This window comes from Kroppenstedtia guangzhouensis (assembly GCF_014637345.1).
Classification (GTDB): Bacteria; Bacillota; Bacilli; order Thermoactinomycetales; family DSM-45169; genus Kroppenstedtia; species Kroppenstedtia guangzhouensis.
This window is the reverse complement of record NZ_BMEX01000017.1, coordinates 1-15,591: the sequence shown is the minus strand read 5'-3', so window position 1 is coordinate 15,591 and position 15,591 is coordinate 1. Positions and strand designations below refer to the sequence as shown.

Sequence of the window (15,591 nt, the reverse complement as noted above, 5' to 3'; positions counted from 1 at the left end):
AAGAATTGATCGAGTGCGAAAAAAGAAGCGACGTAAATTGTGGCTTCGCATATTGACAGTTTTTATGGTGGGAATCATCGGTGTGTCCAGCTACTTTATCTATCAGGTTTGGGCAGCCGCGGAGCAATCTTTTGACCCCCTGAACAGGGATAAATCCGATAAACGGGATAAAGAAATCACCATGGAGGATCCCTTTACTGTCCTGTTGGTGGGAACCGACGTCCGCACTGCCGATGCCAAGGATTGGCGATCCGATGTACTCATGGTTGCCGCTGTCAATCCCAAAAAAAATTCAATTAAGATGCTGAGCATCCCCAGGGACACATATGCTGCAATCTCCAATTCCAACGGGGTGAAAACCAAGATTAACTCTGCACCTTATTATGGAACCCGCTCCCAGGTGGGACCGATGACCAACACGGTGCAAACCGTTGAAAACTTCCTCAATATTCCCATCGATTATTATGTGAGGATCAACTTCAACGGGTTTATCGAAGCAGTGGATGCCGTGGGTGGGGTGGATGTGAATGTCCCTTTTGATTTCAACATGCGCCTGTTCTACAAGTGGTACTCCTTCAAAAAGGGGCCCGCTCATTTGAACGGCCATGAAGCCCTTGCCTACGTCCGCATGCGCAAATCCGATCCCGAAGGAGATTTGGGACGAAACAAGCGGCAAAAAGAAGTGATCCAAGCGCTGATGAATCAGATGACCAGCGTCAAGACCGTGACAAAAGTGGATGATCTGTTGAAGGCCGTGGGTAACAACATCAGTCATAACCTGGAGATGAATCAGATGATCGCACTTCAGGATACCTACCGAAAGATCCCCAAGGATCGGATGGAAACCTTGGAAATCAACGGTGAAAACAGTAAAAATAATCCCCAAGGAGTCTGGTACTTCCTGGTCAGTGATCAGGAACGCCTTCGGATCAGCACCATCCTGCGAAAGCAGTTACAATTGCCGTTAGAAACCCTGGACGGCCAACCATACACTCCCCCACAGTCCCAAGAACCCGAAGAAATTGACGAGGGGACTGAGGAAACCACCGGTACATCCGGGATCAACTGAATAAACACCATGATAAAAAGGACTCTTCGGAGTCCTTTTTATCATTCAGGCAAGGATCCGAGGAGAGTGGCCAGATCCCGATACAACCCCCGCATATCCCGAACCCCGAGTCCGATGATATCCAGGTGATCGTGGGACTTCATCGTCCCGAGATAATTCCATTTACCGATCTGGGGATTGCCGTCGTAGGGTATAATCTCATCGGTGGAGCCCAGTTTCGGCCCATCCATGGTGTAGGTACTGACGAGCCCGTCATTCTTCCACCATTTCCGGTCAATCACCACTTCATCGGTGTGTCGGGTATATTTACCGATATAGATGGATGAATAATACATCGCCGGGTTCATAAAAGGCTCCGGACGCTCATGACCTGTAAGCGGAGAGGGATAAGTCTGTTCCGAACCGACAGAAAAGTAGTACACATCCGGCTGTGCCTTCACCCATCGATTCAACTCCAGTGCCCCCTCGGGGCGCAAATCCCATTCAGCAGTATCCTTCGACTTTTCCCAAATCCCACTGTTCCTGACCCGCTTCATATAATCGGAAAACGATTCCCCCGGCTCCCGCTTCAATCCCCACTGATCCAGTTTAAAATCATAATCGACGAGGGGACGATTTCCCAAAGCTGCTGCAAAAGCTCCAACCATCTGTTGGATGTAGGGAGCTTTTCCGCTCACTTCATAAACAAAGGGAGAACCGTCGTGGGGAGTCGAGATGGTGACTGCGCTCTTGACCCAGGACTTTCGTTGATGATCGAAGAGAGGGGAAAGCTCCTCCTTGGGAGTGTTGGCCCGCTCTTGCTCATCTCCGTGCTCCAGCAACTGAATCAACATCCGAACCGTCTGTCCACCCATACTGTGAGAGATCAGATGAACTTTTTTATCCTTTCCCCAATCCGGTACAAATCCCGGATATGTGCGGCCATACCGGGAATGACCATGCTCCTCGGCATGAGCTTTTCCGTAATCCACGCGTCCTCCTTTGATCTGGGTGTACAGCTCACAAGCCCGGTCCCAGTTGCTTGAAAAAGTACCGATGTCCGTGGCATATGCCTCATAACCTCTTTTCCCCAAATCGTTGACGACGTTGTGGATCCCTCCCCAATAATTGAGAGTGTAAAGCGTGTCAAATCCCCCCAACCCGTGCACCAGGATGATCGGATCCTGATTGTTTCGTTCGGAATCAGCCGGCTTCACCTTCAGAGTCGACTTGATTTGCCGCTCCTGGTCCGCCAGTTCTTTGGTTTCGTTGTATGGGGCCTCACTTGATTCCTCCGCCCACACCATGGGTCCCAAACTGAGGATGGAAAGACAAAAAACCACCACATACAACACACCGTGAAATAACCACTGTTTCAAGTTTTTTCCTCCTCCCAATTCCTAAATCTTAACCCTGCTGCTCTCTTCCGGCTCTGGCGACGATTCTTTTATCCATATAGCGATGTCAAAGGGTAAAAATTGATGCGAGCCATTGCACAGATCATCCCATTGAATTTCCAATCTTCATCAGTTCCACACCTTGACACTTCATTCTGACTCAAAATACCCCACACTGTCTTTTTTCTTCATCCCTTTCCCAATATAACGATTATGACAAATACTCTGTGAATAAGCAAAAATGAATCTCACACTCTGAAATAAAATCAACACTTTCTGTCCACATTAGATAAAGAATCCCTGAATAAGGAGGCTTCTCCCATGGGAGAACGGAGTGTCATCGCTTTTTTCCGGACGGAAGGACAGGCCCGAGAGGCAGTGCAGCAACTGAAGGCTGAAGGATTTGAGACAGTGGATCTTTCCCGCTTTTCTCTGAGCCCCAAAGAAGATGGAAGCGATCTGGACAATCCCATCGCCGAACCCATCTCCTCCCTGGCCACCATCACCGGCGCCCCGGTGACGGGACGGGACGCGGGAATCCTGAAAGCCGCGGACATTCATTCCAGCGGCATGGCTGACGGCAGTGACGAATTTGGTGCCGAGGACCTTTCGGTCACTGTGGTCACCGACGAGGAACACTTTGAAGAAGCGGAAAAGATTTTGGAACAGATGGGCGGCCGTCTGTAACCAACATAGCAGCCGCTCTCCTGCTCCTCCGGAAAGCGGCGCTTTGCTTTTAATTTTCCAATCGGGGCCGTCCCGGATCGCAATTCGGCACTTTCACCTTGGAAACTTCGGCCTATTTGATGAGGTAATCAAGTGATTAAATTTCCTGATTTCCCGCGCCCACCGGTCTGCCTTCCCCGCCAGTGCCTGCCATGAGATCCCGTCCACCTTGGATCGGGCTTGTTCCAGCAACCTGTCAAACATCTGCACATATTCCCCGGCACGTCGGATCTCTTCTTTCTCCTCCGGTACGAGGGCATCCCGGATAAAACGGGCAAGATCCCCCAATACCTGCAACCAGAACCGGTGTTTAAACCGAGAAGATTTTTCATACTCCACCCCAACCACTCCCCCGTTGATTCATCTTCACCACAACAGTATGTGGATGATAAGTTTCTCATTCAATCCGGGGAGGGGGGGTGATCCCTTTATCGGATGAGTGAAAGGAATTTTTGTCTATTTGATCGAATATTTTATAATATAAGCGAATAAGGGGAGGGATGATTCATTTTTTTCAAAAAGAGGTTCCTGGTATCCATGGTTGTCATGCTCACGCTGACCGGAATCCTGGCAGCTTGCGGAGGGGTAGCCGACAGTGACAAAGGGATGAAACTGAAAGAAGAAGGAAAGCTCACCTTTGCCATGAGCGGACTGTACAAGCCCTATAACTTTAAGCAGAGCGGTCAATTAACCGGATTTGATGTGGAGATCGGGAAAGCGATCGCGAAGGAAATGGGGCTGAAGGCCAACCCCGTAACCACCCCCTGGGAAACCATCGTGGCCGGTCTGCAAGCGGGTAAATACGATGCGGTCATCGGCAGCATGGGGATCACGGAGAAACGAAAACAGGCGGTGCTCTTCACCGACCCCTATTATCGTTCAGGAGCTCAAATATTCATCAGGAAAGGAAACAAAGAGATTCGGACACCGGAAGACATGAAAGAAAAGAGAATCGGGGTGGTCAAGGCGAGCACTTACAAAGACGAGGCGCTGAAGTATTCAAAGGATATCAAGGAGTACACCAGTGATGTGGTGGCACTTCAGGATCTGCCCACCGGACGGATCGATGCAGTGATCACTGATGAAGGCGTCGGTGATCACGCGATCAAATATGACGGTCTAAAAATCCGGAAAGTGGGAAAGCCCCTCACCATGGATGAGATGGGGATTGCCATCCACAAGAACAATCCTGGATTGGAAAAGGAGATCAACCAGGCGCTGAACAACATCATCGAAAACGGAACCTATGAAAAAATCAGCCGAAAGTGGTTCAACCGAAATATTCTCTCCAACCAACCGTAACCCCGGATGCAGTGGATGCGCCTGGCGCATCCCTTTTTACGGAGAGAAGGCTCGAAAAGGAGAGAAAAATTGATGGATTTCCGGGAAATATTGGTCACCACGGCAGCTGGATTTGGTCAGGCCGCTTGGATCACGGTTCAGCTCACCTTCTTGTCCCTGCTTCTGGGGAGTGTGTTGGGGCTGATCCTCGCTTTTCTGAAAATCTCCTCCATCCGGGTGTTGCAATGGGGCGCCAACCTGTATATCGCCTTGATCCGGGGCACCCCTTTGATTGTGCAGATCATGTTTTTTTATTTTGGTTTGGCCCAGGGACTGGGATGGAATATCAACGAATTTCCCGCGGGAATTTTGGCTTTGGGCATTCACGCCTCCGCTTATATTGCAGAGATATTCCGGGGAGCGATCCAGTCGATTGATCGGGGCCAAATGGAGGCAGCCCGTTCCCTGGGCATGTCTTATACCCAGGCCATGCGCAGAATCATCATGCCCCAGGCCTTCCGACGGTCATTGCCCCCTCTGGGAAACCAGTTTATCATCGGACTGAAAGATTCATCCCTGGTGGCTTATATCGGTGTGAATGAGCTGTTCGGAGCGGCATTATCCGAGGCCTCAGCCAATTACCAACCCTTTCTCACCTATGCGGTGAACGGACTCTACTACCTGGCGTTGGTTCTGATCTTTACCTTCCTGCTCAACCGGATGGAAGGACACCTTCATGGAGACAAGGGGGGGACAGGATGATTCAGGTGAGAGGATTAAACAAAAGTTTTGGAAAGAATCATGTATTGAAGGGGATCGACTTAAACGTCGGGGAGAGTGATGTGGTCGTTCTGATCGGAGCCAGCGGCTCCGGAAAAAGCACCCTCCTTCGCTGTCTAAATTTCCTCGAAGCGGCGGACAGCGGGGAAATCCGGATCGACGGGAACACAGTGGACCCTCGACGGAATGACTTAAACCGGATCAGGCAAGAGGTGGGAATGGTTTTTCAGAACTTCAATCTGTTTCCCCACATGAATGCCCTGGAAAATGTGATGGAAGCACCTGTCCAGGTCAAAAAGACGGACCGGAAAAAAGCAAAAACACAGGCCGAAGACCTTCTGGACAAAGTGGGACTCTCCGACAAAGCCCAAGCTTATCCCTCCCAACTCTCCGGTGGACAGCAGCAGCGCGTAGCCATTGCCCGGGCGTTGGCCATGAATCCCCGAGTGATGTTGTTTGATGAGCCGACTTCCGCCTTGGATCCCGAATTGGTGGGAGAAGTGCTCCAAGTGATGAAATCCCTCGCCAAAGAAGGCATGACCATGGTGATTGTCACCCATGAAATGGGATTTGCCCGGGAAGTGGCCGACTGGGTCATCTACCTGGACGAAGGAAGATTGGTGGAAGAGGGGAGACCGGAACAAATCTTTGACGATCCTTCACAGGCACGGACGAGGGAGTTCTTAAATCGGGTGCTTTGAAGATTTGATTCGATGATGAGGACAGGGCAACCCCGATAAAAAATGAATATACAAAAGGAGGATCCTCTGTGGAACACCTCAGATATCCCATCGGCCGTTTCAATCCCGACCGGGAAAAAGAGTCCCATGATTGGCATATCTGGATGTTGGCCGAAACCCCCCAACGATTGAAGGACGCTGTCTCCGATTTGGATCGGGAACAACTGGATACACCTTACCGTCCCGGGGGATGGACTCTTCGGCAAGTGGTCCACCATCTGCCCGACAGTCACCTTTACGGATACCTTCGGTTCAAACGGGCCCTCACAGAAGAGCGGCCCACGGTCTCTCCCTTTGACCAGGACAGATGGAGCCACCTTCCCGATTCCAAGTTGAATATCGATGTCTCGATCGATTTCCTGGATGCTCTCCATCAGCGGTGGGTGGGGTTGCTCCATTCCATGCGGTCAGAACAGTTTCAGAAAGGGTACCGGCATCCTGAATGGGGATTTCTGACCCTGGAGACCTCCCTCCGCCTTTATTCCTGGCACTGTCGGCACCATCTCGCCCACATCTCTTCTCTGCGGGAACGAATGAATTGGTGAAGACAGAGAACCACCCGGAACAAACTCGGGAACTTTTCCACCTATCCAAAATCATTTTTTCATAATTGGAAGGAAAGTGGTGATAATAAGGGAAACGAATCAGTTCGACGAGAAAACATTTATAATAAGTTAAAAATAATCACGAAAAAGGACTTGCCACTCTGTTCAAAAAACGGTAAACTGGAGAAGAAGTCAGGACCTCAGGTACCCTGGACATATTGACACCTCTTTGATCCGCCTCCATGGCGGATTTTTTTATTTTCAATCTTTATCTCCTCTCAGTATCAACACTTTAAATAAATAAAACCAAAAAGGGTATTGCACCAATCATAAAGTTTGCTACAATAGCAACAATATATTTTTCAACCCCGTCTCTTTCAAAAATAAAGACAGATGAGGTGAGTTCAGTGAAACCACGCACATTGTTCGAAAAAGTGTGGGAACGTCACGTGGTCGATCAGGAAAGAGGAAAGCCGGCAATCCTGTACATCGACCTCCACCTTGTCCACGAAGTGACCTCACCTCAAGCATTTGAGGGCCTGCGGCTCAACGGCCGCAAGGTGCGACGGCCGGATTTGACCTTGGCCACGATGGACCACAATGTCCCCACGATCCACCGACACCTGCCAGTCAAGGACAAAATCTCTGCCAAACAGATGGACACCCTCGCAAAAAATTGTAAGGAGTTTGGAATTCAACTGTATGATCTTCACAGTTCCGGACAGGGGATCGTTCACGTGATCGGACCGGAATTGGGACTTACCCTTCCGGGAAAAACCATCGTCTGCGGGGACAGTCACACTTCCACCCATGGAGCTTTCGGCGCTTTGGCCTTTGGAATCGGGACCAGTGAAGTGGAACATGTATTGGCCACCCAGTGTCTGCAACAGCTGAAACCGAAGACGATGGAGATCCATGTGAAGGGGCGCCTGGCCCCCGGTGTCACCGCCAAGGACGTCATCCTCTCCGTCATCGCAAAAATCGGAACCGATGGAGCGACCGGCACCGTGATCGAGTATACGGGGGAAGCCATTCGCCGTATGTCCATGGAGGAACGGATGACCGTCTGCAATATGTCCATCGAAGCCGGGGCCCGGGCCGGAATGGTGGCTCCCGATGAGACCACTTTCCGCTATCTGGAGGGAAGACCCTTCGCACCCGAGGGGGAGGCCTTTGAACAGGCCATGGAAGAGTGGCGTCAACTTTGTACGGATGAAGGGGCTGTCTATGACAAACGGGTGGAGTTCAACGCCACTGAGATCGAACCCCAGGTGACCTGGGGCACCAGCCCGGGGATGGGAACCGGAGTTACCGGAAGGGTGCCGGATCCCACTTCATTCCCCACGGAAACAGAGAGAAAATCCGTGCAAAACGCCCTGGAATATATGGATCTCACTCCCGGAATGCCCATCACCGACATCCGGTTGGACCGGGTGTTTATCGGATCCTGCACCAACGCCCGGATTGAGGATCTGCGCATCGCCGCCCGTGTAGTGAAAAACCGCAAGGTGGCACCCGGTGTGCGGGCCATGGTTGTCCCCGGCTCACAACAGGTGAAAATGCAGGCGGAAGCTGAGGGCTTGGACCGCATCTTCCTGGATGCCGGATTTGAATGGAGGGAATCAGGCTGCAGCATGTGTCTGGGGATGAATGATGATCTCCTGCAGGCCGGAGAACGTTGTGCCTCCACCTCCAACCGCAACTTTGAGGGGCGCCAGGGGCGCGGGGGACGAACCCATCTGGTCAGTCCGATGATGGCGGCAGCTGCGGCCATTAAAGGTCATTTTGTCGATGTTCGGAATTGGAAATTGGCAGACTGAGGAGGGATCGGCATGCAAGCTTTCAGGAAACACACCGGAAGGGTCGTCCCCTTGGACCGGGCCAATGTGGACACGGATCAAATCATCCCCAAACAGTTTCTGAAACGGGTGGAACGGACCGGGTTTGGCCAATATCTCTTTTATAATTGGCGTTTTGACGACCAAGGCAATCCCATTCCCGATTTTGTGCTGAACCGGAAGGAATACAAAACAGGAAGCATTCTGCTTGCCCGTTCCAATTTTGGATGTGGTTCTTCCCGGGAACACGCCCCATGGGCACTTCATGACTACGGTTTTCGAACCATCATCGCCCCTTCCTTCGCTGATATTTTTTATAACAATTGTTTCAAAAACGGTATTTTGCCCATCCGTCTCTCCGAAGAAACCGTCGACGTCCTTTTTCGACGGGTGGCGGAGGGAACCACCCGCACCCTTACCGTCGATCTGGAAGCTGAGCGGATGGATGACGGAAACGGATTCATCAGCACCTTTGAAGTGGAACCCTATCGACGTCAGTGCCTGTTGAAGGGTTTGGACGAGATCGCCATCACCCTGCTGAAGGAAGAGAAAATCCGCGCTTATGAAAAGAATCTTCCCGGTTATTATCGAACCGAAGCAAATCAAACCATATGAATTGGAACTGGACCACCCGTCAGGGTGGTCTACCTGTTCTCGGTACATGGATTGGCCGTGAAAGGAAAGCTTAACATCTGAACAGACCATTCTGAAAGGACGTCCGCTCATGAACCAAACCATCGTACAAACTTTCCGGCCGGACTGCCGCAGCGAATATGCTCCCTTGAAACAGGTGATCCTTTGTCCGCCCCGTTTCTTGGAGATCCGGGAAGTAATAAACCGCACCCAACGTCATTTCGCCGATGAAAACATCGATCGGGAGAAAGCGCAACAGCAACATCAACACCTGGTCGACATCCTGGGAAAGCTGGGGGTAAAGGTGATCCTGCTGGATCCGGATCCCCGTTTTTCCGAACAGGTCTTCACTCGGGACATCGGCTTTACCGTGGGACCCCGCCTGTATATCTCCCGGATGGAAAAACCGATTCGCCAAGGAGAAGAGAAGCGGCTGACCGGGTGGCTGCAGAAAGAAAATATCCCCTTCTCCCAAATCACCGAAGGAAGCATCGAAGGCGGAGACGTACTGATAGATGGAGACACCCTCTATATCGGGGACAGCGGCCGTACCTCACAGAAGGCGATCGCCGCTCTCCGGCGAGACCTTCCCCATCTGAACGTGATCAGCCTCGGGTTTCCGGAAAAGTATCTGCACTTGGATTGCCTGTTCAACCCCCTCTCTTCCCGGGAAGCCTTGATCTATACACACGCCTTTACGGACAGCGATCTGCATCGACTGGCCTCCCGCTACAGTTTGATCGAGGTCAGCGAAGAAGAACAATTCCGTCTGGGAACCAACGTTCTTTCTGTCGGTAACCGGACCATCATCAGTCAACCTGTCAATCCCAGAGTCAATGAAGAACTGCGGCGGCGCGGATTCACCGTGATCGAAGTGGACCTGTCGGAAATCACGAAATCCGGTGGCGCCTTTCGCTGTTGCACCCTGCCCCTTCGCCGGGGGTAGCACTCGGGACGGATCTTCCGGAAACCCGTCAGGAAAATTGATTTCCTGACGGGTTGGATTGTGCAAATATTTGGATTGAGTCCATTATTTGAGACTCCTCTCCTTTGATCTTCCCCTATATATTCAGATCCTCGCCTCCATTCCGTCTATTTTGCTGGACTCTACCCGCTGACAGGATGCGGTTCCCGGAGTGGAACCGATCTTGCATAAAAAATATACCGAATCTTCTATACTCCGCAGAAATGGAAGGTGAGGCAGTTTTGAAGACGAGCCGTCGCATTTTGGGTGTTTTGACTGTTACGGTTCTGATGTTGTTGAACATCTTTTGGGGAATAGTCAACCCTTCGCAGGTTCATGCAGCGGGCCAGTTTGTAAACAAAGTCTCCACAGACGGTCGGGCCTATAAACTGTACATCCCCTCTCGTCACGACGGGCAAACACCTCTCCCCTTGGTTGTCATGCTCCACGGTTGCACCCAAAATCCTGATGATTTTGCCGCAGGTACAGGAATGAACATCCTGGCGGAACAACAGGGGTTTCTTGTCGCCTATCCGGAACAACCCATATTCGCCAACATGAATAAGTGCTGGAATTGGTTTTTTCCCATCAACCAATCCCGAGGCATGGGAGAACCGGCCTCGATCGCTCAAGTCGTCAACCAAATTAAAAAAGAATATTCAGTGGATCATAATCGGGTCTATATCTCCGGACTGTCCGCCGGGGGCGCCATGAGTGTCATCATGGGAGCCACTTACCCGGATCTGTTTGCCGCCGTCGGTGTCGGGGCGGGACTGGAATACAAGGCCGCCGTCACAGTTGCCGGAGCTTACGCCGCCATGTACTCCGGCGGACCAAATCCTGAACAACAAGGGGAACTGGCCTACCGAGCCATGGGCACAGCGGCCCGACCCGTACCGACGATCGTGTTCCATGGTACAGCGGACTCCACGGTCCATCCGGTCAACGCCGATCAGGTGATCACCCAATGGGCAAAGACCAACGATCTGGCATCAGGCGGAGGAACCATCGATGACATTCCTGAGGGTTCCGAGCAGGGGAAAGTGCCCGGCGGCCGTGACTATACCCGTTTCTTTTACAAGGATGGAAGCGGGAATATTCTGATGGAGAAATACATGATTAAAGGAATGGGGCATGCCTGGTCCGGTGGAAACAGCGCCGGCTCTTACACCGATCCCAAGGGGCCCAATGCGAGCCGGATCCTGTGGAAGTTTTTCGCCGCCCATCCAAAGTAAAGAGATAAAGGAGTGTTTTCACATGCTTTCCCAACTCCGGGGCAATCCCCTTATCATCTGTCTGATCATCCTGAGCCTGGCTCTTTTGTCCTTCAGTCCGATCCCACCCGTTTCCGCCGGGGAGCGTCCCTGCCCGAAGGCCGCTCCTTGGATTCCCGGGGCAGAGCATCAGACTCACGCCTGCCTGGACGATCTGACCACCCCGGGCCTGCTCCGAAGTGGTCACACGGTGCAGGCGGATTGGGCCGGACTCCACTCCTTGCAGACTCCCCCGCCGACCCAGCCCGTTCCCGGAATCCAGATCGATGGATATTTTCCGGACACATCCCGCTTCAACACCCATCACGGCTGGAACCATGACGCCCAGTTTGTGATCCGATTGCCGGAACGATGGAACGGCAAGTTGATCATCACCGGTGCCCCGGGGAACCGCCGGCAATACGCCCTGGACTTCATCATCAGCGATTGGGCTGTCTCCCGCGGTTACGCCTTTGCTTCCACAGACAAAGGGAACTCCGGCACCACTTTTTATCAAGATGGTGATAAGCCGGGTGATGCGGTGAAAGAATGGCATCATCGTATCACCGAACTGACAAAAGCGGCCCAAAAAGCCGTCGGCAAGCACTATGGTAGGCAGGTGAAATACACCTATATCACAGGGATCTCCAATGGAGGATATCTGACACGGTATGCCCTGGAAAATCATCCCGAACTTTATGACGGCGGAGTTGACTGGGAAGGAACTCTGTTCACCCCGGATCACAACTTGCTAACCGTTTTGCCCACCGCTTTGAAATACTATCCTGCATACAAACAGGGAGATCCCCGTGCCGCCGGAGCCATGATCCGGGCCGGCTTCCAACCGGGATCCCAATTCCTTTGGGAGGTTCATTACAATGTATACTGGGATCTGACCCAAAGGATTTACCGGGAAGAGTTTGACCCGGACTATGATGGAAGTCTGGAAGCCGGGATTCCCTTCTGTTCATCGGGAACACCCGGGTGTGATGCTGATTATGATTATCATAGTCGCCCTCCGGAAGTGAAGGAAGCCATTCACAAAGTTTCCCTGAACGGTAAAATCAAAAAACCGATGATCACCCTTCACGGGACCATGGACACCCTCCTGCCCATCCGAACCGATTCGGATATCTACAGCCGGATGATCCGGCAGGCCGGACATGGAAAAAAACACCGGTACTACGTGGTGGAAGGTGGTACCCATACCGATTCCCTGTACGATGATCATCCCGACAAATTGCGCCCCATTCTGCCCTGTTACCGAAAATCCCTCGACCTGCTGGAGAGTTGGGTGGAAAAAGGAAAGAAACCACCCCAAAACCGGCACATTTCGATGAAAAAAGAACAGCCCGCCACCGATTGTTTGTGAGCCCATGATTCACAATGGCTGTCGGCGTCCTGCCGACAGTTTTTTCTATTCAGCAGGATAAAATCAATTGTTACCCATTCTTCTTTTTTCACTGTGAATCAGCATCTTCGCCTGTAAGAAGATTTCCCTCTCCAGCAAACCGGCACGGTGCAGGTCATCCAGTTCACTTTCCATCAGATCGAGATCTCCCATCCGGTCGCCGGTATACACCATCAGGCCATATTGGCGTAGCAGATTCCGAAGATCGACCATATTCCGCAGGGGTCCCCTCATATCCTTCAGCTCCCTTTTTTCGTAAACTTTGTCACAAACCCGGCCGCAATTCCACCTCTCATTCATGATAGAATACGGTCAATACATGAAAAAAGGTGTGAATCCTGCATGCCCTACTCTGATTTTATCCAAGTCAACAAGATGGAAGGTGAGCTCCTGCTGTCCCAGAAGCGTCAGCGGCTGGGATGCACCCTGACCACCAGGGAACTGATTTTCCAAAAGCCCCACACATCTTATCAGGTCATGCTATCTGATACGTTGGGAATCATACCTTTCCAACTGAACCGTCCCGGAGCGACGATGCAAGTATTGGGCGATGATATTCAGATGACTTCCCTGTTCAATCACCGTCACTACCGGATCTCTGTCAGCCGGATGTTTATCATCAACCGCAACGGCCGGTTTGAACGGGGAGCGACCGATCTGTTGATTCCCCTGTCGGATCGCTTTATCCGTCATATCCAACAACACACGGATCTGATCTCGATTCCCGTTTCATAACAAGAACCCGCCATCAGGCGGGTCCTTCCTCAACCGTCTCCCGGCGGGACCGGATGATCGGCCAGGCCCGGTTCAAGCTGAGGGCTGCCGTGGAAGCGACAACAGCTTTCACCATATCGCCCGGAATAAAGGGAAGTACCCCCCCCGCCAACGCGGCTCTCATATCCAACCCCAGGCTGAGCATCATCCACAGGACACCGCAGAGATAGACAAAGAACACTCCCCAAACCACGTGGTGAACCATCAGTTTCCAAAAGCGGAGCCGGTGGGCGGATTCTTCCGTCATCCAGCCGATCAGGAACGCCGCCACCGGCCAACTCCAGATATAACCGGCAGTCGGCCCGACCAAAACCGCCATCCCTCCCTGTCCCCCGGAAAATACCGGGACTCCGAAGGCACCCAGCAGAATGAAGATTCCAACACTGACGCCCCCCCATCGGGCTCCCAGAACCGAACCTGCCAACATCACAACCAAGGTTTGCAGCGTCACCGGAACCGGCGGCACCGGGATGGCGATCTGTCCCGATACAGCCAACAACGCCGCAAACATGGCAGCCAAGACCATATTGCGGATCCGGGTTGTACTCTTTGTCATCAATGACCACTCCCCAATCCATCAGTTCTCTTCTCCAAGAATAAAAAAAGAGGCCGACTATTGTCAACCTCCATAAAAATTTGGTTAACATTTACCGAGCAACTCTTTGACGTAGACCGGGAGCCGGAAACTGCCCTCCAGGACATTCCCGTCAACATAGCGATTCCCCCTTGTCTGCAACCGGCCGCTCCCTTCGCGAAGGGGATCATATGTCTTGGATGCCAGGGTGAAACTCCAGACTCCTCCCGGATAGGTGGGCACTGTTGCCAGATAGGTGCGAACCACCGGAAACAGTTGCCGGAGCGTCTGATGCACCCGGGACAAAACCCCGGGATGGAAAACCGGCGATTCACTCTGGCAAACCATGAGGCCGTCGGCCTTCAATGCCCGGTGTACATCCCGGTAAAAGGGGAGTTCAAACAGGACCGCCGCCGGCCCCACCGGATCCGAAGAATCCACCACCACAACATCATAAACAGATTCCTTTTCCCGAATAAAAGAGGTTCCGTCCTCATAGTGAAGATGAATCCGTGGATCGAGAGCCCCCACCCCTGCCACTTCCGGCAGGTATTTCCGGCTCACTTCCACCACTTTCCGATCGATCTCCACCAGATCCACCCGTTGCACGGAAGGATATTTGACCGCTTCCCCGGCGGCTCCGCAGTCCCCTCCCCCGATGATGCAGACTTCGCGGGGGGAAGGGTGGGTCGCCAGAGGAATATGGGTGATCATCTCGTTATATATAAAACCGTCCGCCTCTGTCGTCTGTACAATTTCATCCAGGACCAATGTTTTTCCAAACCCTTCTGTTTCCACTACCGCCACGTCCTGAAACTCTGACTGTTCCCGATGGAGAAACCGATTGATCTTCCAGCTGGCCCGGAAACCGAAGCGCTCTTCAGGGTCGGACAACCATTGGGTGCCATCCTCCGCTGTGAAAAAGCCCGATCCGGTCATTTTTTTGTTGTCCATAACGTCCCCCTGTTTTTTCCCCCTATTTTATCAGACGTCCGGGTGAAGGAAAAGGAGTCCCCGCCCGAACTCCGGGGCGTTTTTCCCAATAAGATGAAGGAAAAGGAACTACTGATCACCATCCAATCGGCCCCCCCGGGGCCCACGAGAGGAGGTAAGAGGTGCATGGATCGTATGACAACCGGGGCATTCCAGCATCATCAGCTCCCATGAAAGCCTCCAATCGGCGCAAGGGGGAACTTTATTCCCTCTCTGCCAATCATCCGGCCAACTCCTTTGTCCCTGTCATCCGGAGGGTGCGGAACAGCGTGGTTGCCATCTCTGCCGAAGAAGACAACCCCCCCGCCTCCCGATCCTTATTCAATCGCTTATTCAACGATTTTACCCCTCCCGACCAGGAAGAACAGGATACCCGGCGACAGTACGGTTCCGGTTTCGTGATCTCCCCCAAAGGCTACATTTTGACCAACGAACACGTCGTTCGAAGGGCCAAACGGCTTCTGGTCCATTTCTTTGGCAGAAAAGGGCCCCTGCCGGCCAGAGTGGTTTGGAGGGACTTCCATCACGACCTCGCGGTGATCCAAGTCCGCTCCTCCACCCCGCTCAAACCTTTGGCTATGGGTTCCTCCCGTCATACAGAAGTGGGGGAGTGGGCGATCGCCATCGGCAATCC

The 15,591-nt window shown here is 52.4% G+C and carries 18 protein-coding genes; 13 read left to right on the top strand and 5 right to left on the bottom strand.

Features of this window, described 5'->3' with window-relative positions; translation table 11 throughout:
- Positions 1-13 precede the first annotated feature (13 nt).
- On the top strand, positions 14-1,069 hold the full coding sequence (locus tag IEV46_RS14945; RefSeq protein WP_188433351.1) for an LCP family protein: 1,056 nt from the start codon (positions 14-16) through the stop codon (positions 1,067-1,069).
- Positions 1,070-1,110: 41 nt separating this feature from the next.
- On the opposite strand, the gene IEV46_RS14940 is transcribed toward IEV46_RS14945, so the two are convergent.
- Positions 1,111-2,427 carry an esterase/lipase family protein gene (locus IEV46_RS14940; RefSeq protein ID WP_229736158.1) on the bottom strand — a complete coding sequence of 439 codons (1,317 nt, stop codon included), beginning with the start codon at positions 2,425-2,427 and terminating at the stop codon, positions 1,111-1,113.
- Positions 2,428-2,766: 339 nt separating this feature from the next.
- On the opposite strand from IEV46_RS14940, the gene IEV46_RS14935 reads away from it, so the two are divergent.
- Positions 2,767-3,132 (top strand): hypothetical protein, encoded by a 366-nt coding sequence (locus IEV46_RS14935; RefSeq protein WP_188433349.1) that lies wholly within the window; start codon positions 2,767-2,769, stop codon positions 3,130-3,132.
- Positions 3,133-3,225: 93 nt separating this feature from the next.
- Here IEV46_RS14935 and IEV46_RS14930 read toward each other — a convergent pair whose 3' ends face one another.
- Positions 3,226-3,510, bottom strand: a complete 285-nt coding sequence (locus IEV46_RS14930; RefSeq protein ID WP_229736157.1) for a DUF2935 domain-containing protein — start codon at positions 3,508-3,510, stop codon at positions 3,226-3,228.
- A gap of 198 nt (positions 3,511-3,708) precedes the next feature.
- On the opposite strand from IEV46_RS14930, the gene IEV46_RS14925 reads away from it, so the two are divergent.
- From IEV46_RS14925 to IEV46_RS14885, 9 genes are all read left to right on the top strand, one after another.
- The gene (locus tag IEV46_RS14925; protein WP_188433348.1) at positions 3,709-4,473 is read left to right on the top strand and encodes an ABC transporter substrate-binding protein; all 765 of its coding nucleotides are present in this window, start codon (positions 3,709-3,711) and stop codon (positions 4,471-4,473) included.
- Positions 4,474-4,545: 72 nt separating this feature from the next.
- A complete protein-coding gene (locus IEV46_RS14920) occupies positions 4,546-5,214 on the top strand; it encodes an amino acid ABC transporter permease (protein ID WP_229736156.1) in 669 nt (222 codons plus the stop codon).
- Entirely contained in the window at positions 5,211-5,933 is a 723-nt protein-coding gene (locus tag IEV46_RS14915) for an amino acid ABC transporter ATP-binding protein (RefSeq protein WP_188433346.1), read from the top strand. The genes IEV46_RS14920 and IEV46_RS14915 overlap by 4 nt, the downstream gene beginning before the upstream one ends.
- A 68-nt stretch (positions 5,934-6,001) precedes the next feature.
- Entirely contained in the window at positions 6,002-6,517 is a 516-nt protein-coding gene (locus tag IEV46_RS14910) for a YfiT family bacillithiol transferase (protein WP_188433345.1), read from the top strand.
- 407 nt (positions 6,518-6,924) lie between these two features.
- Positions 6,925-8,337: a 3-isopropylmalate dehydratase large subunit gene (leuC, locus tag IEV46_RS14905; protein ID WP_188433344.1), complete on the top strand. Its 1,413-nt coding sequence runs from the start codon at positions 6,925-6,927 to the stop codon at positions 8,335-8,337.
- A 12-nt stretch (positions 8,338-8,349) separates the two neighbouring features.
- Positions 8,350-8,970, top strand: coding sequence for a 3-isopropylmalate dehydratase small subunit (gene leuD / locus IEV46_RS14900; RefSeq protein ID WP_188433343.1), 621 nt, complete (start codon positions 8,350-8,352; stop codon positions 8,968-8,970).
- A 109-nt stretch (positions 8,971-9,079) separates the two neighbouring features.
- Positions 9,080-9,934, top strand: coding sequence for a dimethylarginine dimethylaminohydrolase family protein (locus tag IEV46_RS14895; protein ID WP_188433342.1), 855 nt, complete (start codon positions 9,080-9,082; stop codon positions 9,932-9,934).
- Positions 9,935-10,194: 260 nt separating this feature from the next.
- Complete coding sequence (locus IEV46_RS14890) at positions 10,195-11,187, top strand: extracellular catalytic domain type 1 short-chain-length polyhydroxyalkanoate depolymerase (RefSeq protein ID WP_229736155.1); 993 nt, start codon at positions 10,195-10,197, stop codon at positions 11,185-11,187.
- 22 nt (positions 11,188-11,209) lie between these two features.
- Positions 11,210-12,577, top strand: a complete 1,368-nt coding sequence (locus IEV46_RS14885) for an alpha/beta hydrolase family protein (RefSeq protein ID WP_188433340.1) — start codon at positions 11,210-11,212, stop codon at positions 12,575-12,577.
- A gap of 63 nt (positions 12,578-12,640) precedes the next feature.
- Here IEV46_RS14885 and IEV46_RS14880 read toward each other — a convergent pair whose 3' ends face one another.
- Positions 12,641-12,850: a YqgQ family protein gene (locus IEV46_RS14880; RefSeq protein ID WP_188433339.1), complete on the bottom strand. Its 210-nt coding sequence runs from the start codon at positions 12,848-12,850 to the stop codon at positions 12,641-12,643.
- A gap of 108 nt (positions 12,851-12,958) precedes the next feature.
- On the opposite strand from IEV46_RS14880, the gene IEV46_RS14875 reads away from it, so the two are divergent.
- Positions 12,959-13,351 (top strand): hypothetical protein, encoded by a 393-nt coding sequence (locus IEV46_RS14875; protein ID WP_188433338.1) that lies wholly within the window; start codon positions 12,959-12,961, stop codon positions 13,349-13,351.
- A 13-nt stretch (positions 13,352-13,364) separates the two neighbouring features.
- Here IEV46_RS14875 and IEV46_RS14870 read toward each other — a convergent pair whose 3' ends face one another.
- Both IEV46_RS14870 and speE read right to left on the bottom strand, forming a co-directional pair.
- A complete protein-coding gene (locus tag IEV46_RS14870; protein WP_188433337.1) occupies positions 13,365-13,946 on the bottom strand; it encodes a biotin transporter BioY in 582 nt (193 codons plus the stop codon).
- Between the two features lie 84 nt (positions 13,947-14,030).
- Positions 14,031-14,918: a polyamine aminopropyltransferase gene (gene speE / locus IEV46_RS14865; protein ID WP_188433336.1), complete on the bottom strand. Its 888-nt coding sequence runs from the start codon at positions 14,916-14,918 to the stop codon at positions 14,031-14,033.
- Positions 14,919-15,079: 161 nt separating this feature from the next.
- On the opposite strand from speE, the gene IEV46_RS14860 reads away from it, so the two are divergent.
- The coding region (locus IEV46_RS14860; protein ID WP_188433335.1) for a S1C family serine protease at positions 15,080-15,591 on the top strand (512 nt) is incomplete at its 3' end.